The sequence below is a fragment of the Cohnella rhizoplanae genome, assembly GCF_948329515.1.
Classification (GTDB): Bacteria; Bacillota; Bacilli; order Paenibacillales; family Paenibacillaceae; genus Cohnella; species Cohnella rhizoplanae.
Window position 1 is genome coordinate 565,950 of record NZ_CAOJCN010000001.1, and the last position, 23,391, is coordinate 589,340.

Genomic DNA, 23,391 nt, shown 5'->3' on the forward strand with positions numbered 1-23,391 from the left:
ACGCGGGAGGCGAGGCGACATGATCGAGAAAACCTATTTATCCGCCGGCCGGTCCGCGCCCCTGCGCATTCGCGTGAACGGTCGCGAGACGGAACTGGACGTGCCGCCCTCCAAGCGGCTGCTGCACGTGCTGAGGGACGACCTCGGACTCACCGGGACCAAGCGTTCATGCGAGATCGGACGCTGCGGGGCTTGCATGGTGCTGGTGGACGGAGAACCGGTCAATTCGTGCCTCGCGATGGCGTACCAGTGCCAAAGCAAATCGGTCACGACGATCGAGGGCCTGTCGGAGGACGGCATGACGCTCGTTCAGCAGTGTTTTCTGGACGAAGGCGGCTACCAGTGCGGCTACTGCACGCCTGGCATGATCGTCTCGGTCACCGCGCTGCTGGCGAACGACCCTTCGCCGGCCGACACTGACATCCAGGAGGCGCTATCGGGCAATCTGTGCAGGTGTACCGGTTACGGCGGCATTTTGCGGGCGGTCAAAAAGGCGATCGAGCTGAAGAGGGAGCAAACGGGATGAACGCGAACGAGAGAGAGCTGCATTTGTTTTACATCCGCAAAGCCGTCGAAGTGTCGCGCCGGGCGCGCGCGTCCGGCAATACGCCGTTCGGCTGCCTGCTCGTCGGACCCGAGGGCGAGGTGCTCATGGAGCAGGGCAATATCGAGATTACCGGGCGCGTATGCACGGGGCATGCCGAGACGTCGCTCATGCAGCGCGCGTCGGGCGAGTACGCCAAGGATTATCTGTGGAAATGCACCCTTTATTCGACCGCCGAGCCCTGCGCCATGTGCACCGGCTCTATATATTGGGGCCATGTCGGGCGCATCGTCTACGGTATCTCCGAGCGACGGCTGGCCGAGCTGACGGGCGACGACGAGCAGAACCTGACGCCCGACATGCCCTGCCGGGATATCCTGGCGCGCGGGCGCAAACCGATCGAGGTCGTCGGGCCGTTCCCGGAAATCGAGCAGGCGGTCGTCGCGGTGCACGAAGGCTACTGGACATGAGCGGCGCCGCGAAAGGAAAAATGTCGATAGCGGCCATAAACGGACTGGATCAAACGCATTTCGTCGCGGCGCTAGGCAGCGTGTTCGAGCATTCGCCCTGGGTGGCCGAAGCGGCATGGGAGGGGCGGCCGTATCCGACGGCCGCCGCGCTGCACGAGGCGATGATGGACGCGGTGCGGCGGTCGCCGCGCGAACGGCTCATCGCGTTTCTGAGGTCTCATCCGGATCTGGGCACTCGCCTCTCCGTCACGCCGTATTCGGCGTCGGAGCAGGCGTTAGCCGGTCTCGACCGGCTAACGCCGGAGGAATACGACCTATTCTCCGCGCTGAACAAAACTTACGTGGACCGGTTCGGCTTCCCGTTCATTCTGGCGGTGAAGGGCAAGTTCAAGGACGAGATCCTGGAAGCGATGCAGGCGCGCGTGAATAACGATCCGGAACTGGAGCTCGCGGAGGCGGTCGCGCAGATCGGACGCATCACCGGATTCAGACTCTACGGCCTGGTGGCGGACGAATAGAAGGGAGGCGGCGCCCATGAGCGGCAAATTGACGACGCATGTGCTCGACACGTCGATCGGCAGGCCGGCCGCAGGCATGCGGGTGCAGCTGTTCGGCTTGGGCGAGGACCGGTCGGCGCGGACGCTGCTGGCTGAATCGTTCACCAACGAGGACGGGCGGCTGAACGGACCTTTGCTGGAGGGGGATGACTTGGCCGAAGGCACCTACGAGCTGCTGTTCGGCGTCGGAGATTATTTTCGCGGCAACGCGCACGCGTTTTTTCTGGACCAAGTGCCGATCCGCTTCGAGGTATCGGAGCCTTCGAGCCACTATCACGTGCCGCTGCTGGTCTCGCCGGGCGGGTACAGCACGTACCGGGGAAGCTGAGCGCCTTGGGCGGCGAACGGAGGGTTGCAGGATGAAGGAAGGCTACGATCTCATCGTGAAAGGCGGGCTCGTCGTGCTGCCCGGCGAAACCGCGATATTGGATATCGGCATACGCGAAGGCCGGATCGCCGCATTGGGCGAGGATCTGCCCGCGGCTTCGGCCGTCCGGATCGTCGACGCGCTGGGGAAATGGGTGCTGCCCGGCATGGTGGATGCGCACGTGCATCTGAACGAGCCGGGCATGGGCCACTGGGAGGGCTTCGCGACCGGTACGGCGGCGCTGGCTGCCGGCGGGTGCACGACCTGTATCGATATGCCGCTGAACGGGCTCCCCCCGACCGTGAATGCCGCAGCGCTGTCGATGAAGGCCGATCGCGCCGCGGGCGTGGCGAATATCGATTATGCGTTCTGGGGCGGGCTCGTGCCGGACAACGCGGGCGACCTGCAGCCGCTGCACGAGGCGGGAGTCGCGGCGTTCAAGGCGTTTCTGTCGGATCCGGGCGGCGAGGCGGAGAATCGGTTCCGCGAAGTCGACGACGTGACGCTGCTGTCGGGGATGCGTACGCTCGCTTCGTTCGGCGGGCTGCTCGGGCTCCATGCGGAGAGCGACGCGATCACGGCGCGTCTCGCGGCGATCGCAGCCGCCGAGGGCCGGACGGACGCGGCCGGCTTTATCGCTTCCCGGCCGGTCGTCGCCGAGCTCGAAGCGGTGAGCCGGGCGCTGCTGTTCGCGCGCGAGACGGACTGCCGCCTCCACTTCGTGCATGTCAGCAGCCCGGAGGCGGTCGAGCTGATCGGCCTGGCCAAGCGCGAAGGGATCGACGTCACGGCGGAGACCTGCCCGCACTATCTGACGCTGACGGATCAGGACATGGCGCGCATCGGACCTGCGGCCAAATGCGCGCCGCCGATGCGCGACGGCGCTAGCCGCGAGCGTCTCTGGGCGCAGGTCGCGGGCGGCATGATCGACATGATCGCCTCGGATCATTCGCCCTCGCCCGAAGCGTGGAAGTCGCTCGAGGGCCGCACGTTCATGGACGCCTGGGGCGGCATCGCCGGCGCGCAGAGCAGCCTCGAGCTGATGCTGGGCGAAGGGGCGGTGAAGCGCGGCATCCCGCTGCCCGTCATCGCGAGGCTGCTGGCAGACGGACCGGCGAGGCGCTTTGGCCTGGACGGCCGCAAGGGCCGGATCGCGATCGGTCTCGACGCCGACTTCGCGATCGTCGACCCCGAGGCCTCGTACACGCTCAGGCGAGAGGATCTCTATCAGCGCCACCGACACAGCCCCTATATCGGCAGGACGTTCTCCTGCAGGGTCGTCGGCACGTATTTGCGCGGAGAGTTGGTGTATTCGCTGAACGAAGGCATCGTACGGGCCGGCGGCGGCGAGCCTTTAATCCCGAAGAAGAGAGGGTGAGAGCATGAGCCTGTCCGAGATTCCGATCGACGTCCTGAAGGACGAGATCGCGGCGCTGCTGGTAGAGATGTCCGCGCACACCGACGAGCCGGAGGAACCGGGCGTCACGCGCCTGCTGTACTCCGCATCCTGGCTCAGCGCCCAGGCGGCGCTGGCCGCGCGGATGGTGGAGGCGGGCCTGGAGGTCCGCTACGACAACGTAGGCAATCTGTATGGCCGGATCGGCGGGACGCGCGGCGGCGAAGCCGCCGTGCTGACGGGCTCCCATATCGATACGGTGCGGCATGCGGGGCAGTACGACGGCGCCTACGGCATCGCGGCCGGCATCGCGGCGCTCGGCTATTTAAAGCGGACCTTCGGCAGGCCTGTCCGACCGCTCGAGGTCGTCTCCTTCTGCGAGGAAGAGGGGAGCCGCTTCCCGATCGCTTATTGGGGCTCCGGCAACGCGACTGGCATCTACGACTGGCGGCAGGCCGGCGCTTACAAGGACGAAGACGGCGTCTCCCTCGAGGAGGCGATGCGGGCCGCCGGGTTCGGGAGAGCGGACGGTCCGGACTGCCGGCTGGCGCCGCTCGCGGGCTTCGTGGAGCTGCATATCGAACAGGGACTCGTGCTCGAGCACCGCAACCGGCGCATCGGCATCGTCGAGACGATCGCCGGCCAGCGCAGGTACGCGCTGGCGATCGGCGGCGCCGCCAACCATGCGGGCACGACGCCGATGACGCTGCGGCAGGACGCGCTCGCGGGCGCCGCGGAGATGGCGCTCAAGCTGGAGTCGCTCGCCTCCTCCTGGGGGGAGCCGCTCGTCGCCACCGTCGGCAAGATCGAGGCGAGCCCGAATACGCCCAACGTCATCCCGGGGTTCGTCGAGATGACGCTCGATATCCGCCACTCGGACGAATGGAGCCTGTCGGCTTTCTCCGACCTCGTATTGAACGAAATTCAACGGATCGCGGACCGGCGCCGGCTGCGGCTCGGCGTGACGCCCTGGCTGGCGACCAAGCCGGTCCCGATGAGCGAGCGGCTGACCGCCCGCGTGGAGGCGGCCTGCGCGGGGCTGTCGCTGTCCTATCAGCGCATGGTCAGCGGCGCCGGGCATGACGCGCAGCTCCTGGCGCCGGTCTGTCCGACGACGATGATCTTCGTCCCGAGCCGCGCCGGCGTCAGCCATTCGCCCGACGAATACACGACGCCCGAGCAGCTGGCCGAAGGGGCGGCCGTCCTCGTCTCCGTATTGTACGATTTGGCTTACAAGGAGTAGATGTGATGAGCGCATTCGCCGAGCTGTCCCCGTCGCCGCGCACGATTATGACGCCGGGCCCCGTCGAGGTCGATCCGCGCGTGCTGCGCGCGCTGTCGTACCCGATCCTGGGTCAGTTCGACCCCGAATTCACCGCGTTGATGAACGACACGATGGAAATGCTGCGGCTCGTATTCCGTACGAACAACCGGTGGGCGTACCCGGTCGACGGCACGTCCCGCTCGGGCATCGAGGCGGTGCTGACGAGCCTGGTCGAGCCCGGCGACAAGGTGCTGGTGCCGATCTACGGGCGGTTCGGCCATCTGCTGCACGAGATCGCGGAGCGGTGCGGCGCCGAGGTCGCGACCCTGGAGCAAGAATGGGGCCGCGTGTTCGATCCGGCCGATATCGCGGACGCGATCCGGCGGGAGCGGCCGCAGCTCGTCGCCGTCGTGCACGGCGAGACGTCGACGGGCCGCGTGCAGCCGCTGGACGGCATCGGCGCCGCGTGCCGCGAGGCGGACGCGCTGCTCGTCGTCGACGCGGTCGCGACGCTCGGCGGCGTGCCCGTGGAGACGGACGACTGGCTGCTCGACGCCGTCGTCGGCGGCACGCAGAAGTGCCTGTCCGTGCCCTCGGGCATGGCGCCGATCACCTACAACGCGCGCGCCGAAGCGAAGGTGCTCGCCCGCAAGCGCGTGGAGCGGGGGCTTCGCGTCCCGGGCATGGCGCATGCCGAGCCGGCGGAGGGACGCCGTATGATCCAGAGCAACTATCTGGATCTCGCCCAGCTGCAGGATTACTGGAGCCCGGCGCGGCTGAATCACCACACGGAGATGACCAGCATGCTGTACGGGCTGCGCGAAGGGCTCCGGATCGCGCTGCAGGAGGGGCTGGAACCGCGCTGGGCGCGGCACCGGCATCACGAGACCGCGCTCGTCGCGGGGCTGTCGGCGATGGGCATGCAGCTGTACGGCGATCCTGCGTGCAAAATGTCGGTGGTCACCTGCGTGGAGATCCCCGAAGGGATCGACGGCGAATCCGTGCGCGCGATGCTGCTGTCGATGTTCGGCATCGAGATCGCCAGCTCCTTCGGTCCGCTCAAGGGCCGGATCTGGCGCATCGGCACGATGGGCTACAGCTGCCGCCGGGATAATGTGCTGCGCCTGCTCGGCGCGTTCGAGGCCGTGCTCGCGCGGCATGGCGCGCAAGTCAGGGCAGGCGCGGCGCTTCAGGCGGCGCTGGACGTGTACGAGGCTGCGGCGACGGCAATTTGAGCGCGGCTGCGTGCGATAGGAATCCCCTCTCCGATCGGAGAGGTTTTTTCGTTTGCGATCCGGCAAGTTTATAGGGGCGATTTTGTTGGATATCGGTAGGCGGTCTGTTATAATGATAGCGTAAACACGCGTTTATAAAACGGGATCCAAACGATTGTCCGCTTTCGCATCATAGGAGGTGCCTTGCATGAGATCTGTTAAAGCGTTCGGTCCGCAAGACCTGCGGGTCGTCGAATCGGATGCGCCCGAGCCCGGTCCCGGCGAAGTGCTGGTCGAGACTAGGGCCTGCGGCATCTGCGGCTCCGACAAATGGTTCTGGCACGTGGAATCGCCTAGCGATTACGTGGCGGGACACGAAGCGGCCGGCGTCGTCGTCCGGACCGGCCCCGGCGTGACGGACTTTAAGCCGGGGGACCGGGTCGCCGTCAACAACGTGAAGGGCTGCGGCGAATGCGACGAATGCCGCGCGGGACGCTTCGTGCGCTGCGGCGCCGCGCCGCTCGTCCACATGGGCTTCGGCTTCGCCGAGCGGATGGCGGTGCCGGCGCGCAACTGCCTGCCGCTCGATCCGGCGCTTAGCTACGAGCAGGGCGCACTGCTATTCGACAACTGGGGGACGCCGTACGCTGCGCTCAAGCGCGCGCGCATCGGCCCCGGCGACCGCGTGCTCGTGACGGGCTGCGGGCCGATCGGACTCGCGGCTGTCGCGCTATGCAAGGCCAAGGGCGCGGTCGTCGCGGCGGTCGACCCGATCGCGGCGCGCAGAGCGGCAGCGCTGCGGCTCGGCGCAGCGACCGCGGTCCCGCCGGGCGAGGCCGCGGCCGTGCAGCTTGGCGAGTTCGCGGGCGCATCCGGCTTCGGATACGGCATCGACTGCTCGGGCAAGGCCGCTTCCTACGAGCTGATCTTCGAGCTGATCGCCATCGGCGGCACGATCGTCTCGATCGGGGAAGGCGCGAAGTTCGCGCTGGATTCGAGCAGCCTCATTCACAAGCATCTGACGCTGATCGGATCGCTATATTCCTCGATGGAGGACGGGGCCGAACTGCAGCGGATGGCCGTCGCCGGCGAGCTGGATCTCCTGGCGTTCGTCACGCACCGGTTCCGGCTGGAGGATCTGCCGTCTAGCTTCGGCCAAGTCATGGGCGCGGACGCGTCGCTCCTGAAGGCGGTTGTCGTCAACGAAATCTAATTTGAGGAGGTAGCGTTATGCGCTTGGGCAGTCAGCTGTTCGGTGATACGGGCACGCCGGAATTGTGGGTGAAGGAAGTGTTAAAGGGCGGCTACCGGTCCGCGGTATGGCCGGACCTGAAAGGCGCGGGAGAGGAAGTCGTCCAAGCGTACGTTCGGGCCGCCGCCGATCATGACATTACGATCTCGGAGGTAGGCGCATGGAGCAATCCGATCAGCCCGGACGAAAAGGTGCGGCGGGAGGCGCTCGCGCATTGTAAAACGCAGCTGGACTTGTCCGACAGGGTGGGCGCGCGCTGCTGCGTCAATATCGCCGGCTCCCGGGGGGAGCAGTGGGACGGCCCGCATCCGGAAAATTTTTCGGACGACACGTTCGCGCTGATCGTGGACACCGTGCGGGAGATCATCGACGACGTGCGCCCGACGCGCACCTATTTCGCGCTGGAGACGATGCCCTGGGTGTATCCCGACTCGGCGGATTCGTACCTGGCCCTGCTCCGCGCGATCGACCGTCCCGCGTTCGCGGTGCATTTCGATCCGGTCAATATGGTATCGAGCCCGCGGATCTACTATAAGAACGGCGACATGATCCGCGACTTTTTCGCCAAGCTGGGCCCTTATATCCGCAACTGCCATGCCAAGGATATCAGGCTCGCGGGCAAGCTGACCGTCCATCTGGACGAGGTCGTGCCCGGCCGCGGGGCGCTGGATTACCGCGCGTTTCTTGGCGAACTGCACAAGCTGGATCCGGACACCTCGCTCATTATCGAGCATCTTCATGCGCCGGAAGAAGGCGAAGAAGCCGCCGGTTATATCCGGGGCGTCGCCGAAGAATTGAATATTCCGTTATAAAAAATGGATGATTATACGCTGCAGGTGTAACTTTTGGACGGCCGCGTGCGTTAATGACGGTGATCACGCTTGACGCACACCATGTCCAGAAGGGAGCACTACTCATGAAAAAGCAGAAATGGATCATACTCGCGACCGCGGCCGGGCTTCTGGCCACGACGGGCGCCAGCGCGGCGGGACTCATCGAGAAAGTGACAGGCCAGCTTCGCGGCGATATCTCCGTCTCGGTTAACGGAGAGCAAACGCAGCTTCATCCGGTTTATATCAACGGTAAAGCTTATCTTCCGGTCCGCGATGCGGCCGAAGCGTTCGGCTACGGAATCTCTTGGCATCAAAAACAGCTGGATCTGACGAGCAAGGAGGCGCCGGCGGAGGAAGCGGACTACTTGATGACATCCGGCGTCGTGGCGAGCGCGACTGCGACCGCGGACGGCGGCGTCAGACTCGAGGTGCTAGGTACCGGGCCGAACGCGTGGATCGTCCTGACGGCCGACGCCAAGACGGAGATCGCCGGCGCGGACGGCAAGAAGATCGCGGCGGGCGACTTGAAGGCGGGCATGCACATTATCGCCCAGTACGGCCCGGTGATCGCCATGAGTTACCCCGGACAGTCCCATGCCGCGTCCGTAACCGTCACGGCCGAGCGCCTGGTCAAGGAGCAGGCCGTCTATACGATCGAGCAGGCGGACGGGGGCTGGCGGATTCAGTTCTCCGAGTTGAAGGACGGTTCGGAGACCCCGGTGCTCACGCTCCAGTCCGGCAAGGAAACGCGCCTCGTCGACAAGGAAGGCCGGCCGGCGGATTGGACGCAGCTTAAGCCGGGTACGCCGGTTCGGGCGTACTATGGTCCGACCATTACCGAAGGCAAGGTCGCGCCGATCGATACGATCGTCGTACTGGAGGATCAGCCGACCGCCGAGCAGATCGCAGCTTACCGCGAGATCGCCTGGAAGCTCGTGCCGGCAGAGCAGCTGCCGCATTTGCTGACCAAGAAGGAAGAAGCCCAGGTGGCGGTCATCGATCCCGACAGCGCCGGCCTGATCCCTTCGGGCGACGCCGAGAAGAAGCGCGTCGAAGAGATCAAGGCCGCCGGCGGCAAGCTGATCGCCGTCTACTACAGCACGGATCAGGATGCGCTGATCGGGCCGCTGACGATCGTGTTCGATCCCGAGACGGAGAAGCTGCTCGGATTTTTCATGAGACGTTAATCGCTTCGCGCAGAACCCATTGCCCCCTTCGCGGGCGGCATGGGTTCTTTTTATCGTGTTAAGGTATTTGCCTTGACAACGCCCGGGGTCAAAGCTTATGATAGTTTTCGGACGCGGCATGTCAAGTCGTTTCCCTTGACAGCATAGGAGTGATCGTGATGCAAGGCGAACGCGCACTCGCGAAGACGACCCGGATGAACATGCTGTTCGATTTTTACGGGCCGCTGCTGACCGACAAGCAGCAGACGTTTCTGAAGTTTTATTATCACGACGATTACTCGCTCGGCGAGATCGCCGCGGACTTCGAGATCAGCAGGCAGGCGGTGTACGAACACCTGAAGCGTGCCGAGCAGGCGCTCGAGGGCTACGAGGACAAGCTGGGATTGATGGCGCGGCACGTGCGGCTGCACGGATGGCTGGACGCGCTGGACCGGCAGATCGGCGGGCTTCCCGAGCCGCATCGCGAGGCGCTGGCCAGGACGGCGGCGGGCCTGAGAGGCTCCGAAGACGGCGATCTTTGAACGCGAACCCCGCAAATGATATGATTGTACGAATAGATGCAAGATTTTCGAAGAAGGGAGGGACCGGCTTATGGCATTCGAAGGTTTGACGACAAGGCTGCAGAACGTGTTCGGCAAGCTGCGGGGCAAGGGCAAGCTGTCCGAGGACGATGTCAACGACGCGATGCGCGAGGTTCGGCTGGCGCTGCTCGAGGCCGACGTCAACTTCAAGGTCGTCAAGGACTTCATCGCCAAGGTGAAGGAGAAGGCCGTCGGTCTGGAAGTGACCAAGAGCTTCACGCCCGGCATGGTCGTGGTCGACATCGTCCACAAGGAACTGATCGAGCTGATGGGCGGCACCCAGTCCAAGCTGGCGAAGTCGAACCGGCCGCCGACGGTCGTCCTGATGGCCGGTCTGCAGGGCGCGGGCAAGACGACGCTCGTCGGCAAGCTGGCCAAGCTGCTACAGTCGCAGAACCACAAGCCGCTGCTCGTAGCGGGCGATATCTATCGTCCCGCCGCGATCAAGCAGCTCGAGGTGCTCGGCGGACAGATCGACGTGCCGGTGTTCTCCCTGGGCGACCAGGTCAGCCCGGTCGAGATCGCCCGTCAGGGCGTGGCGCGCGCCAAGGAAGTGGGCCGCGACTACGTGCTCATCGATACCGCGGGCCGATTGCAGATCGACGAAGCGCTGATGGAAGAGATCAAGCAGATCCATGCGGCGGTCAATCCGGACGAGGTGCTGCTGGTCGTCGACGCGATGACGGGCCAAGAGGCCGTCAACGTAGCGAAGAGCTTCCACGAGCAGCTCGAGCTCACCGGCGTCGTGCTGACCAAGCTCGACGGCGACACGCGCGGCGGCGCCGCCCTGTCGGTCAAGGCCGTGACGGGCTGTCCGATCAAGTTCGCCTCCACGGGCGAGAAGATCGACCAGCTCGAGGCGTTCCATCCCGACCGGATGGCGTCGCGGATTCTCGGCATGGGCGACATGCTGTCGCTCATCGAGAAGGCGCAGACCAACATCGACGAGGAGAAGGCGAAGGAGCTCGAGCGCAAGATGCGCACCGCGGAGTTCACCTTCGACGACTTCCTCGAGCAGATGGAGCAGGTCCGCAAGATGGGACCGCTCGACCAGCTGCTCGACATGATGCCCGGCATGAACAAGCTGAAGGCCAATCCGAACTTCAAGATCGACGAAAAGCAGATCGGGCGTACCGAAGCGATCGCCAAGTCGATGACGAAGGCGGAGAAGCAGAAGCCGGATATGATCAACTACAGCCGGCGCAAGCGGATCGCGGCCGGCAGCGGCACCACCGTCGCCGACGTGAACCGGCTGCTCAAGCAGTTCGAGGACATGAAGAAGATGATGAAGCAATTCTCCGGCATGATGGGTCCGAAGGGACCCAAGGGCGGGATGAAGGGCCTCAAGAATTTGCTCGGCGGCAAAGGCGGCAAGGGCATGAAGTTTCCTTTCTAAATTACAGGTCTTCAACGGCTCGTCCGATATCTTGTTAAGGAGGTGAAAGTTTAAAATGGCAACTCGCATTCGTCTTAAGCGTATGGGCGCTCACAAAGCCCCTTTCTACCGCGTGGTGGTAGCTGATTCCCGCTCCCCGCGCGACGGCCGCTTCATCGAGGAGATCGGCATCTACAATCCGGTCGCTCAACCGGCCGAAGTGAAGATCGACGAGGAGAAGGCACTGAAGTGGCTGCAATCCGGCGCGCAAGCGTCCGATACGGTCCGCAATCTCCTGAGCAAGGCTGGCGTTCTGAAAAAGTTCCACGAATCCAAGCTCTCGAAGTAATACGTCGGATTTCCCCGGAGGCTGACAGCCATGGAACAACTCATAAGGGTTATTGCACGGGCATTGGTGGATCATCCGGAAGACGTACAAATTCAGGTCAAGGAAGACGCGCGCGGCCTGGTGTACGAGCTTACCGTTCATCCCGGCGATGTCGGCAAGGTCATCGGCAAGCAGGGGCGGATCGCGAAGGCGCTGCGCACGGTCGTCTCGTCCGCCGCGGTCAAGACCCACAAACGCGTCATCGTGGACATCGTATCCGAATAGCAGCAGGCTTTAAGTCCGGGGCGCGGCAATAGCGTTCCGGGCTTTTTCGCTCTCGCTCGTAGAGCGCATGACGTGATCGCCGGCGGCGAATCGGGTTATTCTATGGTAAAAGGGGGCGTTCCCTTGTCAGATCATCAACTGCTGAACGTCGGCAAAATCGTCAATACCCACGGCGTCAAAGGCGAGATTAAGGTGTGGCCGCAGACCGACTTCCCCGACGTCAGATTCCGCGCGGGCAACCGGCTGCTCCTCGTGAATCCGGAAGCGGGCGGGCAGCCTGCCGAGGTCGAGGTCGTCAGCGCGCGCGAGCAAAAAAACATGTTCGTGGTCCGACTCAAGGGCTGGGACGATATCAGCCAGGTCGAGAAGTACAAGGGCTGGGAGCTGAAGGTCGTCGCGGAAGACCGCGTGGAGCTGGAAGAAGACGAGTACTATCTCAGCGATATCGTCGGATGCGCCGTCGTCACCGAGGAAGGCGAGCAACTCGGCTACGTCAAGGAGATTCTCTCCCCCGGCGCGAACGACGTCTGGGTCGTGAAGCGGCCCAAGGGCGGAGATTTACTGCTGCCTTACATCGACGAGGTCGTCAAGGAAGTCGACGTGGCCGCGCGCAAGGTCAAGGTTCATCTGATGGAAGGATTGCTCTGACGATGCGCGTAGACGTACTGACGCTCTTTCCCGAGATGTTCGAAGGCGTGTTCGGCAGCAGCATCCTGGGCAAAGCGCGCGATCGCGGGCTCGTGTCGCTGAATACCGTGAACTTCCGCGACTACGCGAACAACAAGCACAATACCGTGGACGATACGCCGTACGGCGGCGGCGGCGGCATGGTGCTGAAGCCGGACCCGATCTTCGCCGCCGTAGAGGCGGTGACAGGACGGACGTTCCTGGCGGAAGCGACGGACGGCGAAGACGCGGGCGGCCAGGCTGCGGCCGAGGACAGCGCGGCGCGTCCTCCGCGCATCATTCTCATGTGTCCGCAGGGGGAGACCTTCACGCAGGCGAAGGCGCAGGAGCTGTCCCGCGAGGATCATCTCATTTTTATCTGCGGCCATTATGAAGGCTACGACGAGCGGATCCGCCGTCATCTGGTGACGGACGAGCTGTCCATCGGCGATTACGTGCTCACCGGCGGCGAGCTGCCCGCCATGACGGTCGTCGATGCCGTCGTCAGGCTGCTGCCCGGCGTGCTGGGCAACGAGAGCTCCGCCGTGACCGATTCGTTCAGCGACGGTCTGCTCGAATATCCGCATTATACGCGGCCCGTGAACTTCCGCGGCGTTCAGGTGCCGGACGTGCTGCTGTCGGGACATCATGCGGAGATCGACAAGTGGAGAAGGCAGCAGTCGCTGCTGCGTACGCAGGCGCGCCGCCCTGAGTTGCTGGATCGGGTCGAGCTGTCGGCCAAGGAGAAAATGTGGCTGGAGGAAGCGGCGAAGCACACGGACGAAGGCGACGCCTAGTATCCGTTTATTCACGCTCAATGATAGAGTTCAATGCGAATGGAAGATTCGTACTTGAACGCGCCCGGTGTTTGTGATAAAATTTCATATGTTGTGTATGTCGATGCCTCTGTTCGGCTTTATGCCGCCGGTGCACGGCATGATTAATCGGACGGTCCTCTGTGCGCTACGATCCGGGCATGAAGATCCGGGGAGCGGCAAGAACGTCTATGGCGGAAGGAGGGGACATCCCCATGAGTTTGATTCAAGTCATTACGCAAGAGCAACTGCGCAAGGACATTCCGGCATTCCGTGCCGGCGACACGCTGAAGGTTCACGTTAAGGTCGTCGAGGGTTCCCGCGAGCGGGTTCAACTTTTCGAAGGCGTCGTGATCAAGCGTCGCGGCGGCGGGATCAGCGCGACTTTTACGGTTCGCAAGATTTCCTACGGCGTCGGCGTCGAGCGTGCTTTCCCGGTTCACTCGCCTCGTATCGAGAAGATCGAAGTGATGCGCCGCGGTAAGGTTCGCCGTGCGAAGCTCTACTACCTGCGCAACCTGCGCGGCAAGGCAGCTCGCATCAAGGAAATTCGATAATGAAAAAGCAAGGGGGCTTGGCTTTCGTTCAAGCCCTCTTTTGCGTTCTTCGACCATAAGAAATACATGCCCACCAAAGGGTATACTTAGATGAAGGCAGAAATGAGGCGAGCTTATGGATCAATCTGACAAGCGGAACGATAAGGAGCAGGCGGAGGCGTACGCCGCGCCGTCCGCGCCCGGCTCGCCTGCCGGCCTGACGCCTTCGGACGCGCCGCCTGCGGAGTCCGGCGACAATGCGGCGCCTCCGGGCCCGCGAGCGGGCAACTCCAAGGCCGGCAAAGAAGTGGTCGAATGGGTAAAAGCGCTGGCGATCGCGGGCGTGCTCGTCATTCTGATCCGCTGGCTGCTTTTTAATCCGTTTATCGTAGACGGAGAGTCGATGCAGCCGAACTTCTGGAACGGCGAACGCATCATCGTCAACAAAGCCTTATACGACATCCGCAAGCCGAAGGTCGGAGAGGTCATCGTATTCCACGTGCCGGACGAGCACAGGGACTACATCAAGCGCGTCATCGCCGTAGGCGGAGATACGGTCAAAGTACAGGGCGACGATATTTACGTCAACGGCAACAAGATCGAAGAGCCGTATCTGCAAGATACTTACGAAGAGATGCATGCGATCGGACAGCTGTACAACGAAGAAAAATGGAGCAGCGACTTCCCGAACGAGACCTTTCCGGACGGAAAGGTGCCGGACGGCATGCTGTACGTCATGGGCGATAACCGTCCGAACAGCAAGGACAGCCGAATGATCGGCTACGTGCCGACCGATCGCGTGGTCGGACGGGCCGAACTCGTCTTCTGGCCGCTCGACAAGATCAAATACATCGGCCGCGGATACTAAGCCGGGCTTGACGCTCCCTCGTCTCTGCCCATGGGCGACGGAAGCCGCGCAGCCTGCGCGTTCCGAGGCGCACACACAAGGAGGCCGTTTCATTTGACCATCCAATGGTTCCCCGGTCACATGACCCGGGCCAAAAGGCAGATCGAAGAAAAGCTCAAGCTGATCGATGTCGTATTCGAGCTCCTGGACGCTCGTATTCCCGAAGCCAGCCGGAACCCGATGATCGACGAGATCATCGGCAGCAAGCCCAGGCTCATCCTGCTCAACAAGGCGGATCTGGCCGACCCGGCCGCCAACGCGAGCTGGCTGGCGCATTACCAGTCGCTCGGGCACAGCGCGCTTCTGATCGACGCGAGTACCGGCACGGGCGTCAAGGACATTGCGGTACGCGTCCAGGCGCTGCTCCAGGAGAAGATCGACCGGCAGATCGCCAAGGGCATGAAGCCGCGGCCGGCCCGCGCGCTGATCGTCGGCATCCCGAACGTAGGGAAATCGACGCTGATCAACAAGCTCGCCGGGCGCAGCGCGGCCGTGACGGGCGACAAGCCGGGCGTCACCAAGGGGCAGCAATGGATCCGGACGGGCGGCGGCTTGGAGTTGCTGGATACGCCGGGCATTCTATGGCCCAAGTTCGAGGATCCCGTCGTCGGGTTCCGGCTGGCCGCGACGGGCGCGATCAAGGAGGAAGTCCTCCATGTGGACGAGGTCGGTTGCACGCTGATCCGTTACCTGGCGAAGGGATACCGGGATACGCTGATCGAACGTTACGGTCTGAACGAGCTTCCGGCGGACATCCCGGACACCGCGGCCGCAGCCGAGGTGCTGTCGGATATCGGACGGCGGCGCGGCTGTCTCGGCAGCGGCGGCCATGTCGACTACGACAAGGCGGCCGGCGTACTGCTGCGGGATCTGAGATCCGGCAAGCTGGGGCGCATATCGCTCGAAACGCCGTAAAGCTGTAAAAGGGTTCGCCGACGCAAGTCGGCGAGCTTTTTTTATAGCAAGACGAAGGCCTGGGGTTAAGGCGTCGTACACGCGTATTTTTAGACAACTGAAAAGGGTTGCCGGATCGGTCAAGTTGTCGGACAATAGAAACAAACGTCGCAAAATCGCAAGAAACGGAAAAAAGGGCGGAAGATTGCGTACCGAAGGCGGTAGATGCGTTTGAAGACAGAAGAAATCATCGATAGATTGACGTACGAACGAGAGCTCTGGACCGGCGGAATCGGTGCGATCGCCGGCGTGGACGAGGTGGGAAGAGGCTGTTTGTTCGGCGACGTCGTCGCGGCGGCCGTCATTTTGCCGCAAGGGCTCGTGCTCGAGGGGATCAACGATTCCAAGCAGCTGAGCGAAAAAAAGCGGGACGAGCTGTACGACGTCATCCTCGCGAACGCGGTCGCCTGGGCGGTCGGCCGCGTCGATGCCGAGACGATCGACCGGATCAATATTCGGCAGGCTTCCCGACTCGCGATGAAGCTGGCCGTGGAAAAGCTGTCCGTAACCCCGGAGCATCTGCTGATCGACGCGGAGACGGTCGAGCTCCCGTTCCCGCAGACGAAGATCATCAAGGGCGATATGCTCAGCCAATCGATCGGCGCTGCGTCCATCGTCGCCAAGGTGACCCGCGACCGATTGTGCGCGGAGATCTGGGACGTGAATTACGCGGGCTACGGCATTAAGGATCACAAGGGCTATGCGACCAAGGTCCATCGGGACGCGCTTCTGTCGCTCGGACCTACGCCGCTTCACCGAAGGTCGTTTTTATCCAAATATGCCGTGGAGCAGCAGACATTATTTTAACGGAATGTCGATCCGCATCCGATATAGCATACATAAGTAAGCCGTGCCGCGGAGTCTTCGCGGACGGGGGAGCGGGAGGAGACGGTCATCGTGGACATGAACATCGGTTCGCTCATGCGGGCGCTGACCAAGGACAGCCAGCCCGCGGACGTCAAGGCGCTCGAGCTCCGTATCGGCCAGATCGTGCGAGGCGTCCTCGTCGAGATCCTGGAGGGTCAAGACGCGCTGATGAACATCAACGGCGTGCCGGTCCGTGCCAGGCTCGAGGCGCCCATGTCCGTCGGGCAGAGCACGCTGCTGCAGGTGCGGCCTGAATCCGCATCGGGGCTAATCTCCCTTCAGCCGCTGGCGGACGCCACGCAGGCGGGCGCTGCAGCAGAGCTGCTCGGCCGGGAAGGCGTAAAAGCGTTCGGCCTGCCTGAACAGGCGTGGAGCCGGGAGCTGCTGCGCGGTCTCTCGCGCGACGGCTATCCCGTCGCGCGAGAGACCGCCGACTGGTTCAAGCAGGCGGCCGCAGCCATGCCGCCGGGCTCGGACGCGCAGGAATGGATGAGCGCGGCCGGCGTTGTGTTCAGGCGCGGGCTGCAACCGACGGAGGCGACCATCGGTTCGCTCCGGCAGGCGCTGTACGGAGCGCCGTTGCACGAGCAGCTGTCGGCGATGGCGGAGCAAGCTGAAGCTGCGGCGGCGAATTCGTCGGCCAAGCCTGAGGTGGCCGAGGGGGCCAGGCGTGCGTTGCAGCTGCTGCGCGAGGTATCCGCGCTGATCGGCGGCGCGGCGGATGTCGAGCCGGGCGATGGCGCCGCCGGCGGCGGGGCCGCTGCCGAAGGCGCGGGCACCGGCAGGGCCGTGAAGCTGGACGCCGAGGCGCCGTCTCTCGCGGCGCGCGGGATGGCTGAGCGAGAGCAGGCGGGTCCGGGGCAGGCGCCAGGGGCGGCCGCGATCCGGGGGAGCGAGGCGGGCCGTGCGATCGGTGCGGGCGGCGCGAGCGATGCGGTCCGCGGCGAGGCGGCGGTGCCGGGTGAGGCGCCGGAGCAGGCGCAGTCCGTTAAAGGCGCGCAGGGTCAAGGCGCATCCGCCGAGGCGACTGCGCGGCGCGACATCGCTGCGGCTGCGGGACCTCCGCGCGATGCGGGCACGCCTCCGCGCGATGCGATGGGGGGCGCGATGCGCGCCTCTCTGACTGAGGACGCGGATGCGCCGTCCGCTCCCCGTCGGGCGGCGGGCGATGCTTCGGGAGCGGCGGCCGCCGCGGCGGGCAAGCCGGCAGACGACGCCCCATGGATCGGGAGGCTGCTAAGCGCGCTTGGCGCGAGCCACGAGCATATCGCGCTCAAGAGCGGCGTTTGGTCCGAGCTGCAAGGCGGTGCCCAAGCGCCCGCCGGGCCTTTTGCCGATGGCATGGGCGCTGAGCAGACGGACTCGCTCAAGAGCGCCCTCCTCGGTCTCTCGGCGATGGAGGACGCTCCGCCGTCGCTGCGCGAAGCCGCGCAAAACCTAGTGCAGCAGATCACCGGACAGCAGCTGCTGCTGTCGGCCGAGCGTCAAAATACGGCCATGATGAGCCATATGACGCTTTTCGTCCCGATGAAGGGCAAGGACGGGGATACGACTGCCAAGGTTCATATCGAAGCGCGCCGGGGACGGCGGGGCGAATGGGACGCGGACAATTGCAGGCTGCTGTTCGATCTCGACATGCGCTATATGGGGCGAACCATAGTGGACGTCCAGGTGGTAGACAAGTCGGTGTCGCTTCGTCTGCTGAACGATAGACCCGAAGTGGCCGAGTTGATCGAGGGAGCAAGAGAAGAAGCCGCCGAAGGTCTCGGCTCGGCGGGCTACAAGCTCATGTCTTTGACGGCCGCGCCATATCCGGCGGGAACCGCCGCCGAAGCGGGGGCGCCGGAAGCGAGCGCGGCACCCGCGCAGGGCGCGTATGCGGCCAAGCCGTACAAAGGCATCGATTATCGGGCGTAAAGGACATTTTGAAGCGCAAGGTGGGATGCATATGGATCGACCGAGGGAGAGCCGCCGTCAGGGTGACGACGGCGACCGCGCGGACGCCGCCCGAGACGGAGGCAGAGGCGAACGATACGTGCCGCGCAAGGCCGTCGCGCTGAAATACAATCCCGAGGCGCGGTCGGCGCCTGTCGTCGTCGCCAAGGGCAAGGGGGCCGTCGCCGACGAGATATTGAAGCGCGCGGCGGAGAACGGCGTTCCCGTCCAGGAGGATGCGTCGCTGGTGGAGGTGCTGTCCAAGCTCGATCTGGAGCAGGAGATTCCGCCGGAGCTGTACCAGCTCGTCGCTGAGGTGCTGAGCTTCGTTTACCGTTCGGACAAGCGTGCGGGCTCGAGGGACGGAGGCGATCGGAGTTGACGGATGGACCTACACCGGATCGTAGACGGCCGGACGAACGCAAAATGCGCGGAGACGCCGCCGAAGCGGCAGCGGCAGCGTATTTGCTGCGAAAAGGGTATACGATCCGCGAACGGAACTGGCGCTGCCGAACCGGAGAACTGGACTTGATCGCGGCGGACGGCGAAGTGAACGTCATCGTAGAAGTGCGATCGCGAAGGGCAAGCGGACGTTTCGGCTCCGCCGTAGAGGCGGTCACGCCGCGCAAGTGCGCGCAGGTTCGGGCGACGGCGCAGGTATATTTGCGCTTCGCCGGGCTGGAGGGCGCAAGAGTCAGGTTTGACGTCGTCGCAGTGACTTACGACGGCATGGGCAGTTTTACGGAGATTAGACATCTTCCAGGGGCATTTTGAAGTGTAATATAAGAATAGAGCAACTACATTTCCGGCAACCTGGAAGGTTGACAAGCGGCTGCCGCGACTTTAGACTGACTTTATAGCTTAAATGATACGGAATGCAGGGAAGCACCTTGCTCCGGCGACGAATATCCGTTGCGGAGGGAAGGTGTATTTTTGTATGTATTGCAAGCTGCTCAGCGCCATCGTTTTCGGGGTCGAAGGCAGGCTCATCGAGGTAGAAGTCGACATATCAGCGGGTCTGCCGCAAGTTCACGTGGTCGGATTGCCCGATCCCGCCGTTCGCGAGTCGATCGACCGCGCGCGCGCGGCTATTCAGAATGCAGGAATGAAATTTCCGCTCGACCGCATTACGGTCAACCTGGCGCCGGCAGATATGCGCAAGCAAGGCAGCGCGTTCGATCTGGCGATCGCCGCGGGCATCCTGTGCGCCAGCGGCCAGATGCATGCTGATGCGCTGGCCGGCGCCCTCATCATCGGGGAACTCTCGCTCAACGGGGAGGTGAAGGCGGTGCCCGGCGTATTGGCGATGGCGGAGCGCGCGAGATCGGAAGGGCTTCAGCGAGTTTACGTACCGCCAGCCAGCGCGCACGAGGCCGGACTGATCGAGGGAATCGAAGTCGTATCCGTCGGGTCGCTGTCGGACTGGATTCGCGGCAGAAGCATGCGATCGGCGGAGAAGATCGAGGCGTCGAGCGTGGATGAACGTGGACGCGGACCGTCGCCGGGAGCGGCGCCCGATCTGGCGGACGTCACCGGCCAGCTGCAAGGTAAGCGGGCGCTGCTCATCGCGGCAGCGGGCATGCACAACCTATTGTTCATCGGTCCGCCCGGCACGGGCAAGACGATGCTGTGCCGGAGGCTGCCATCGCTTCTGCCGCCCCTTGCCGACGAGGAGGCGCTGGAGGTGACTAAGATCTATAGCGTGAGCGGCAAATTTCCGGGCGCCCGCGCCGGCCTGATCCGGGAGCGCCCCTTCCGATCGCCCCACCATACGATCTCGACCTCGGGATTGATCGGCGGCGGTCCCGTGCCGAAGCCCGGGGAGGTGACGCTCGCGCACCGGGGCGTGCTTTTTCTGGACGAGCTGCCGGAGTTCGGGCGAAGCGCGCTCGAGTCGCTCCGGCAGCCGCTGGAGGATCGTCACGTTACGATCGGCAGGGCGCGTGGCGTAACGCGCTTCCCAGCCGGCTTCATGCTGGCCGCGGCGATGAATCCATGCGCTTGCGGATACTGGGGCGGCGACGAGAGCGAGCAGCCGTGTACATGCTCGGTCGGCTCTCTGGCCCGCTACCGCGCCAGAATGTCGGGTCCGCTGGCGGATCGGATCGATCTCCAGGTCGAACTGCCCAGGCAGCCTATCAGTTTTCGGGCCGGCAGCCTGAGCTCGGCGGATGCGAGAGACATGCTGGGCGTCGCCTATGCGAGGCAGAGCAGGCGTTACGCGGATGCGGGCATACGCTGGAACAGCGAGCTCTCCGGCGGCATGCTGGCCGTACACGCGCGCCTGGCCAGCGATGCCGAATCGCTGCTGACGGGCATGTACAGCAGACTCGGGCTCAGCTATCGCGCCCACGATCGGATATTGAAGTTGTCCCGTACGATCGCGGATCTGGCGGACAGCGACGACGTGCTGCTCGAGCATGTCGCGGAAGCCGTCCAATACCGCTCGCTGGACAGGCAAACGCCTAGCTTCGGGACGCCGGAACGCGGCGAACGGCCGGACCAAGCGAAGGGTAACAATGAAGATGCCGCGTCGGCGCAACGCGAGAGCACGGGGCGTGCGAACCATGCTAAACCGCTGCCTGCGGAGTCCCGCGTAAAGCCTAGAATCGGAGGCATTCTTTAGGCTGCGCGCATTCCGAGGGATGCATGCCACAGGCTAACTTTGGGATATTCTAAGGAGAGAAGCGTCCATCCGTTCTCCCTTTTAGATGAAATCGTTGCCAAAGTCATCTAATAATTTGATGAAAAACAGAGGAACGGCAAGAAAAAAAGTGATACAATGGGTTAGGTTTGGTGCTTGTTCGAAGCGCCCAAAAGGTTGTTACGATGCGTTTTAAACGGGAGGATGCAGGGCCATGAATATTCATGAGTATCAAGGCAAGGAAGTCTTGAGACAGTACGGCGTCGCCGTACCTCGCGGCAAGGTCGCGTTTACGGTCGACGAAGCGGTCAAGGCTGCCGAAGAGCTCGGCACAAGCGTTTCTGTCGTCAAAGCGCAAATCCATGCAGGCGGACGCGGCAAGGCCGGCGGCGTCAAGGTAGCCAAAAACCTCGACGAGGTTCGCCAGTACGCCTCCGACATTCTCGGCAAGGTTCTGGTCACGCACCAGACCGGTCCTGAGGGCAAGGAAGTCAAGCGTCTTCTGATCGAAGAAGGCTGCGACATCAAAAAGGAATATTACGTCGGCCTGGTCGTAGACCGGGGCACCGGACGCGTCGTTCTGATGGCATCCGAAGAGGGCGGCACCGAGATCGAGGAAGTGGCCGCGCATTCTCCGGAGAAGATCATCAAGGAAGTCGTCGATCCGGCGATCGGTCTGCAGACATTCCAGGCGCGCCGCATCGCATATGCCATCAACATTCCGAACGAGCTCGTGAACAAAGCCGCGAAGTTCATGCTGTCGCTGTATCAAGCGTTCGTGGACAAGGACTGCTCCATCGCGGAGATCAACCCCCTGGTCGTTACCGGCGGCGGCGACGTCATGGCGCTTGACGCCAAGCTCAACTTCGATTCCAACGCGCTGTTCCGTCACAAGGATATCTTGGAGCTCCGCGACTTGGACGAAGAAGACGACAAGGAAATCCAGGCTTCCAAATACGATTTGTCTTATATCGCGCTCGACGGCAACATCGGTTGCATGGTCAACGGCGCGGGTCTTGCCATGGCCACGATGGACATCATCAAGTACTTCGGCGGCGAACCGGCTAACTTCCTCGACGTCGGCGGCGGCGCCACGAAGGAGAAGGTTACCGAGGCGTTCAAGATCATTTTGTCCGACGCGAACGTGAAGGGCATTTTCGTCAACATCTTCGGCGGCATCATGAAGTGCGACATCATTGCCGAAGGCGTCGTCGCGGCTGCGCGCGAGCTGGGTCTCGACAAGCCCCTCGTCGTCCGCCTCGAAGGCACGAACGTCAAGCTCGGCAAGGAAATTTTGAACAACTCCGGCCTCAACATCGTGGCCGCGGATTCGATGTCGGACGGCGCCCAGAAGATCGTCGCGCTGGTGAAATAATCAGGGAGAACCGGGGAGTGTGAAGTCATGAGCATCTTGATCGATAAAAATACGAAAGTCATTACCCAAGGCATTACGGGGGCGACCGGCGCATTCCACGCCAAAGGCGCGCTTGATTACGGCACGCAGATGGTCGGCGGCGTTACGCCGGGCAAGGGCGGCCAAACGATCGATTTTGATCTGGAAAACGGCACCAAGGTTACCCTGCCGATCTTCAATACGGTTCGGGAAGCCGTCGCGGAGACGGGCGCTACCGCGTCCGTCATCTACGTCGCGCCTCCATTCGCGGCAGATTCGATCATCGAGGCCGTCGATGCCGAGCTGGACCTCGTCATCTGTATCACCGAAGGCATTCCGGTGCTCGACATGGTCAGGGTCATGCGTTATATGGAAGGCAAGAAAACGCGCCTGATCGGACCGAACTGCCCGGGCGTCATCACGCCGGACGAGATCAAGATCGGCATCATGCCGGGATATATCCATAAAAAAGGCCATGTAGGCGTCGTATCCCGTTCGGGTACGCTGACTTACGAAGCCGTCCATCAGTTGACGACTCGCGGCATCGGCCAATCGTCCGCTGTCGGCATCGGCGGAGACCCGGTCAAGGGCTCGGAGTTCATCGATATTTTGAACCTGTTTAATGAAGACCCGGACACGTACGCGGTCATTATGATCGGCGAAATCGGCGGCACGGCCGAAGAAGAAGCGGCCGAGTGGGTCAAAGCCAACATGACAAAACCCGTCGTCGGCTTTATCGGCGGAGCGACGGCTCCGGCCGGCAAGCGCATGGGACATGCAGGCGCGATCATCTCCGGCGGCAAGGGTACGGCTGCGGAGAAGATCAAGGTACTGGAAGAGTGCGGCATTCGTGTCGCTCCGACGCCGTCCGACATGGGCGCGACGTTGGTTGCGGTCCTCGAAGAACGCGGCATGCTGGAAAAGTGCAAGAGCTAATCGTTTAACTGAAGACGCGATTATCGGATAGGCAGGCAGCCTTCCGCGCTCCTTACGGAGTGTGGAAGGCTGTTTTGCGTTTTCA

The 23,391-nt window shown here is 63.3% G+C and carries 26 protein-coding genes; all 26 read left to right on the forward strand.

Features of this window, described 5'->3' with window-relative positions; all coding sequences use genetic code 11:
• Positions 1 to 19: 19 nt before the first annotated feature.
• The 26 genes from PQG80_RS02510 to sucD all read left to right on the forward strand — a co-directional run bounded on the left by PQG80_RS02510 (position 20) and on the right by sucD (position 23,306).
• Positions 20 to 526: a (2Fe-2S)-binding protein gene (locus PQG80_RS02510; RefSeq protein ID WP_271749546.1), complete on the forward strand. Its 507-nt coding sequence runs from the start codon at positions 20 to 22 to the stop codon at positions 524 to 526.
• Entirely contained in the window at positions 523 to 1,014 is a 492-nt protein-coding gene (locus PQG80_RS02515) for a nucleoside deaminase (RefSeq protein WP_271749547.1), read from the forward strand. Before PQG80_RS02510 ends, PQG80_RS02515 begins: the two co-directional genes overlap by 4 nt.
• The gene (gene uraD, locus PQG80_RS02520) at positions 1,011 to 1,532 is read left to right on the forward strand and encodes a 2-oxo-4-hydroxy-4-carboxy-5-ureidoimidazoline decarboxylase (protein ID WP_271749548.1); all 522 of its coding nucleotides are present in this window, start codon (positions 1,011 to 1,013) and stop codon (positions 1,530 to 1,532) included. The genes PQG80_RS02515 and uraD overlap by 4 nt, the downstream gene beginning before the upstream one ends.
• Before the next feature lie 16 nt (positions 1,533 to 1,548).
• Complete coding sequence (gene uraH / locus PQG80_RS02525; RefSeq protein ID WP_271749549.1) at positions 1,549 to 1,899, forward strand: hydroxyisourate hydrolase; 351 nt, start codon at positions 1,549 to 1,551, stop codon at positions 1,897 to 1,899.
• 31 nt (positions 1,900 to 1,930) lie between these two features.
• Positions 1,931 to 3,316, forward strand: coding sequence for an allantoinase AllB (gene allB / locus PQG80_RS02530; protein WP_271749550.1), 1,386 nt, complete (start codon positions 1,931 to 1,933; stop codon positions 3,314 to 3,316).
• Positions 3,317 to 3,320: 4 nt separating this feature from the next.
• Positions 3,321 to 4,577 carry a Zn-dependent hydrolase gene (locus PQG80_RS02535; protein WP_271749551.1) on the forward strand — a complete coding sequence of 419 codons (1,257 nt, stop codon included), beginning with the start codon at positions 3,321 to 3,323 and terminating at the stop codon, positions 4,575 to 4,577.
• Positions 4,578 to 4,582: 5 nt separating this feature from the next.
• Positions 4,583 to 5,833, forward strand: coding sequence for a pyridoxal-phosphate-dependent aminotransferase family protein (locus tag PQG80_RS02540; protein ID WP_271749552.1), 1,251 nt, complete (start codon positions 4,583 to 4,585; stop codon positions 5,831 to 5,833).
• A gap of 187 nt (positions 5,834 to 6,020) precedes the next feature.
• Positions 6,021 to 7,025 carry a zinc-dependent alcohol dehydrogenase gene (locus PQG80_RS02545; RefSeq protein ID WP_271749553.1) on the forward strand — a complete coding sequence of 335 codons (1,005 nt, stop codon included), beginning with the start codon at positions 6,021 to 6,023 and terminating at the stop codon, positions 7,023 to 7,025.
• A 17-nt stretch (positions 7,026 to 7,042) separates the two neighbouring features.
• Complete coding sequence (locus PQG80_RS02550) at positions 7,043 to 7,876, forward strand: sugar phosphate isomerase/epimerase family protein (RefSeq protein ID WP_271749555.1); 834 nt, start codon at positions 7,043 to 7,045, stop codon at positions 7,874 to 7,876.
• Between the two features lie 104 nt (positions 7,877 to 7,980).
• Positions 7,981 to 9,084 carry a stalk domain-containing protein gene (locus tag PQG80_RS02555; protein WP_271749556.1) on the forward strand — a complete coding sequence of 368 codons (1,104 nt, stop codon included), beginning with the start codon at positions 7,981 to 7,983 and terminating at the stop codon, positions 9,082 to 9,084.
• Positions 9,085 to 9,242: 158 nt separating this feature from the next.
• The gene (gene ylxM / locus PQG80_RS02560) at positions 9,243 to 9,605 is read left to right on the forward strand and encodes a YlxM family DNA-binding protein (protein ID WP_271749557.1); all 363 of its coding nucleotides are present in this window, start codon (positions 9,243 to 9,245) and stop codon (positions 9,603 to 9,605) included.
• A gap of 70 nt (positions 9,606 to 9,675) precedes the next feature.
• Positions 9,676 to 11,061 (forward strand): signal recognition particle protein, encoded by a 1,386-nt coding sequence (ffh, locus tag PQG80_RS02565; protein ID WP_271749558.1) that lies wholly within the window; start codon positions 9,676 to 9,678, stop codon positions 11,059 to 11,061.
• A gap of 55 nt (positions 11,062 to 11,116) precedes the next feature.
• Positions 11,117 to 11,389, forward strand: a complete 273-nt coding sequence (gene rpsP / locus PQG80_RS02570) for a 30S ribosomal protein S16 (protein ID WP_090117412.1) — start codon at positions 11,117 to 11,119, stop codon at positions 11,387 to 11,389.
• A 30-nt stretch (positions 11,390 to 11,419) separates the two neighbouring features.
• On the forward strand, positions 11,420 to 11,653 hold the full coding sequence (locus PQG80_RS02575; protein ID WP_271749559.1) for a KH domain-containing protein: 234 nt from the start codon (positions 11,420 to 11,422) through the stop codon (positions 11,651 to 11,653).
• Positions 11,654 to 11,755: 102 nt separating this feature from the next.
• Positions 11,756 to 12,301: a ribosome maturation factor RimM gene (gene rimM / locus PQG80_RS02580; protein WP_271749921.1), complete on the forward strand. Its 546-nt coding sequence runs from the start codon at positions 11,756 to 11,758 to the stop codon at positions 12,299 to 12,301.
• A 2-nt stretch (positions 12,302 to 12,303) separates the two neighbouring features.
• A complete protein-coding gene (gene trmD, locus PQG80_RS02585; protein ID WP_271749560.1) occupies positions 12,304 to 13,116 on the forward strand; it encodes a tRNA (guanosine(37)-N1)-methyltransferase TrmD in 813 nt (270 codons plus the stop codon).
• Positions 13,117 to 13,349: 233 nt separating this feature from the next.
• On the forward strand, positions 13,350 to 13,691 hold the full coding sequence (rplS, locus tag PQG80_RS02590; RefSeq protein ID WP_271749561.1) for a 50S ribosomal protein L19: 342 nt from the start codon (positions 13,350 to 13,352) through the stop codon (positions 13,689 to 13,691).
• 115 nt (positions 13,692 to 13,806) lie between these two features.
• Positions 13,807 to 14,538, forward strand: coding sequence for a signal peptidase I (gene lepB, locus PQG80_RS02595; RefSeq protein ID WP_271749562.1), 732 nt, complete (start codon positions 13,807 to 13,809; stop codon positions 14,536 to 14,538).
• A gap of 93 nt (positions 14,539 to 14,631) precedes the next feature.
• A complete protein-coding gene (ylqF, locus tag PQG80_RS02600; RefSeq protein WP_271749563.1) occupies positions 14,632 to 15,492 on the forward strand; it encodes a ribosome biogenesis GTPase YlqF in 861 nt (286 codons plus the stop codon).
• Positions 15,493 to 15,696: 204 nt separating this feature from the next.
• A complete protein-coding gene (gene rnhB, locus PQG80_RS02605) occupies positions 15,697 to 16,338 on the forward strand; it encodes a ribonuclease HII (protein WP_432432707.1) in 642 nt (213 codons plus the stop codon).
• A 96-nt stretch (positions 16,339 to 16,434) separates the two neighbouring features.
• Positions 16,435 to 18,315, forward strand: coding sequence for a hypothetical protein (locus PQG80_RS02610; protein ID WP_490036329.1), 1,881 nt, complete (start codon positions 16,435 to 16,437; stop codon positions 18,313 to 18,315).
• Positions 18,316 to 18,346: 31 nt separating this feature from the next.
• Positions 18,347 to 18,715, forward strand: a complete 369-nt coding sequence (locus tag PQG80_RS02615) for an EscU/YscU/HrcU family type III secretion system export apparatus switch protein (protein ID WP_271749566.1) — start codon at positions 18,347 to 18,349, stop codon at positions 18,713 to 18,715.
• A complete protein-coding gene (locus PQG80_RS02620) occupies positions 18,712 to 19,107 on the forward strand; it encodes a YraN family protein (RefSeq protein WP_271749567.1) in 396 nt (131 codons plus the stop codon). The genes PQG80_RS02615 and PQG80_RS02620 overlap by 4 nt, the downstream gene beginning before the upstream one ends.
• A 163-nt stretch (positions 19,108 to 19,270) precedes the next feature.
• Positions 19,271 to 20,959: a YifB family Mg chelatase-like AAA ATPase gene (locus PQG80_RS02625; protein ID WP_271749568.1), complete on the forward strand. Its 1,689-nt coding sequence runs from the start codon at positions 19,271 to 19,273 to the stop codon at positions 20,957 to 20,959.
• Between the two features lie 232 nt (positions 20,960 to 21,191).
• Complete coding sequence (sucC, locus tag PQG80_RS02630) at positions 21,192 to 22,352, forward strand: ADP-forming succinate--CoA ligase subunit beta (RefSeq protein ID WP_271749569.1); 1,161 nt, start codon at positions 21,192 to 21,194, stop codon at positions 22,350 to 22,352.
• A gap of 27 nt (positions 22,353 to 22,379) precedes the next feature.
• Complete coding sequence (gene sucD, locus PQG80_RS02635) at positions 22,380 to 23,306, forward strand: succinate--CoA ligase subunit alpha (protein ID WP_271749570.1); 927 nt, start codon at positions 22,380 to 22,382, stop codon at positions 23,304 to 23,306.
• Positions 23,307 to 23,391 lie beyond the last annotated feature (85 nt).

Excerpts from the sequence above, each read along its gene's own strand:
- PQG80_RS02510 (WP_271749546.1), top strand. The coding sequence starts at position 20 with ATGATCGAGAAAACCTATTTATCCGCCGGCCGGTCCGCGCCCCTGCGC.
- PQG80_RS02515 (WP_271749547.1), top strand. The coding sequence starts at position 523 with ATGAACGCGAACGAGAGAGAGCTGCATTTGTTTTACATCCGCAAAGCC.
- uraD (WP_271749548.1), top strand. The coding sequence starts at position 1,011 with ATGAGCGGCGCCGCGAAAGGAAAAATGTCGATAGCGGCCATAAACGGA.
- uraH (WP_271749549.1), top strand. The coding sequence starts at position 1,549 with ATGAGCGGCAAATTGACGACGCATGTGCTCGACACGTCGATCGGCAGG.
- allB (WP_271749550.1), top strand. The coding sequence starts at position 1,931 with ATGAAGGAAGGCTACGATCTCATCGTGAAAGGCGGGCTCGTCGTGCTG.
- PQG80_RS02535 (WP_271749551.1), top strand. The coding sequence starts at position 3,321 with ATGAGCCTGTCCGAGATTCCGATCGACGTCCTGAAGGACGAGATCGCG.
- PQG80_RS02540 (WP_271749552.1), top strand. The coding sequence starts at position 4,583 with ATGAGCGCATTCGCCGAGCTGTCCCCGTCGCCGCGCACGATTATGACG.
- PQG80_RS02545 (WP_271749553.1), top strand. The coding sequence starts at position 6,021 with ATGAGATCTGTTAAAGCGTTCGGTCCGCAAGACCTGCGGGTCGTCGAA.
- PQG80_RS02550 (WP_271749555.1), top strand. The coding sequence starts at position 7,043 with ATGCGCTTGGGCAGTCAGCTGTTCGGTGATACGGGCACGCCGGAATTG.
- PQG80_RS02555 (WP_271749556.1), top strand. The coding sequence starts at position 7,981 with ATGAAAAAGCAGAAATGGATCATACTCGCGACCGCGGCCGGGCTTCTG.
- ylxM (WP_271749557.1), top strand. The coding sequence starts at position 9,243 with ATGCAAGGCGAACGCGCACTCGCGAAGACGACCCGGATGAACATGCTG.
- ffh (WP_271749558.1), top strand. The coding sequence starts at position 9,676 with ATGGCATTCGAAGGTTTGACGACAAGGCTGCAGAACGTGTTCGGCAAG.
- rpsP (WP_090117412.1), top strand. The coding sequence starts at position 11,117 with ATGGCAACTCGCATTCGTCTTAAGCGTATGGGCGCTCACAAAGCCCCT.
- PQG80_RS02575 (WP_271749559.1), top strand. The coding sequence starts at position 11,420 with ATGGAACAACTCATAAGGGTTATTGCACGGGCATTGGTGGATCATCCG.
- rimM (WP_271749921.1), top strand. The coding sequence starts at position 11,756 with ATGGTAAAAGGGGGCGTTCCCTTGTCAGATCATCAACTGCTGAACGTC.
- trmD (WP_271749560.1), top strand. The coding sequence starts at position 12,304 with ATGCGCGTAGACGTACTGACGCTCTTTCCCGAGATGTTCGAAGGCGTG.
- rplS (WP_271749561.1), top strand. The coding sequence starts at position 13,350 with ATGAGTTTGATTCAAGTCATTACGCAAGAGCAACTGCGCAAGGACATT.
- lepB (WP_271749562.1), top strand. The coding sequence starts at position 13,807 with ATGGATCAATCTGACAAGCGGAACGATAAGGAGCAGGCGGAGGCGTAC.
- rnhB (WP_432432707.1), top strand. The coding sequence starts at position 15,697 with ATGCGTTTGAAGACAGAAGAAATCATCGATAGATTGACGTACGAACGA.
- PQG80_RS02610 (WP_490036329.1), top strand. The coding sequence starts at position 16,435 with ATGAACATCGGTTCGCTCATGCGGGCGCTGACCAAGGACAGCCAGCCC.
- PQG80_RS02615 (WP_271749566.1), top strand. The coding sequence starts at position 18,347 with ATGGATCGACCGAGGGAGAGCCGCCGTCAGGGTGACGACGGCGACCGC.
- PQG80_RS02625 (WP_271749568.1), top strand. The coding sequence starts at position 19,271 with ATGTATTGCAAGCTGCTCAGCGCCATCGTTTTCGGGGTCGAAGGCAGG.
- sucC (WP_271749569.1), top strand. The coding sequence starts at position 21,192 with ATGAATATTCATGAGTATCAAGGCAAGGAAGTCTTGAGACAGTACGGC.
- sucD (WP_271749570.1), top strand. The coding sequence starts at position 22,380 with ATGAGCATCTTGATCGATAAAAATACGAAAGTCATTACCCAAGGCATT.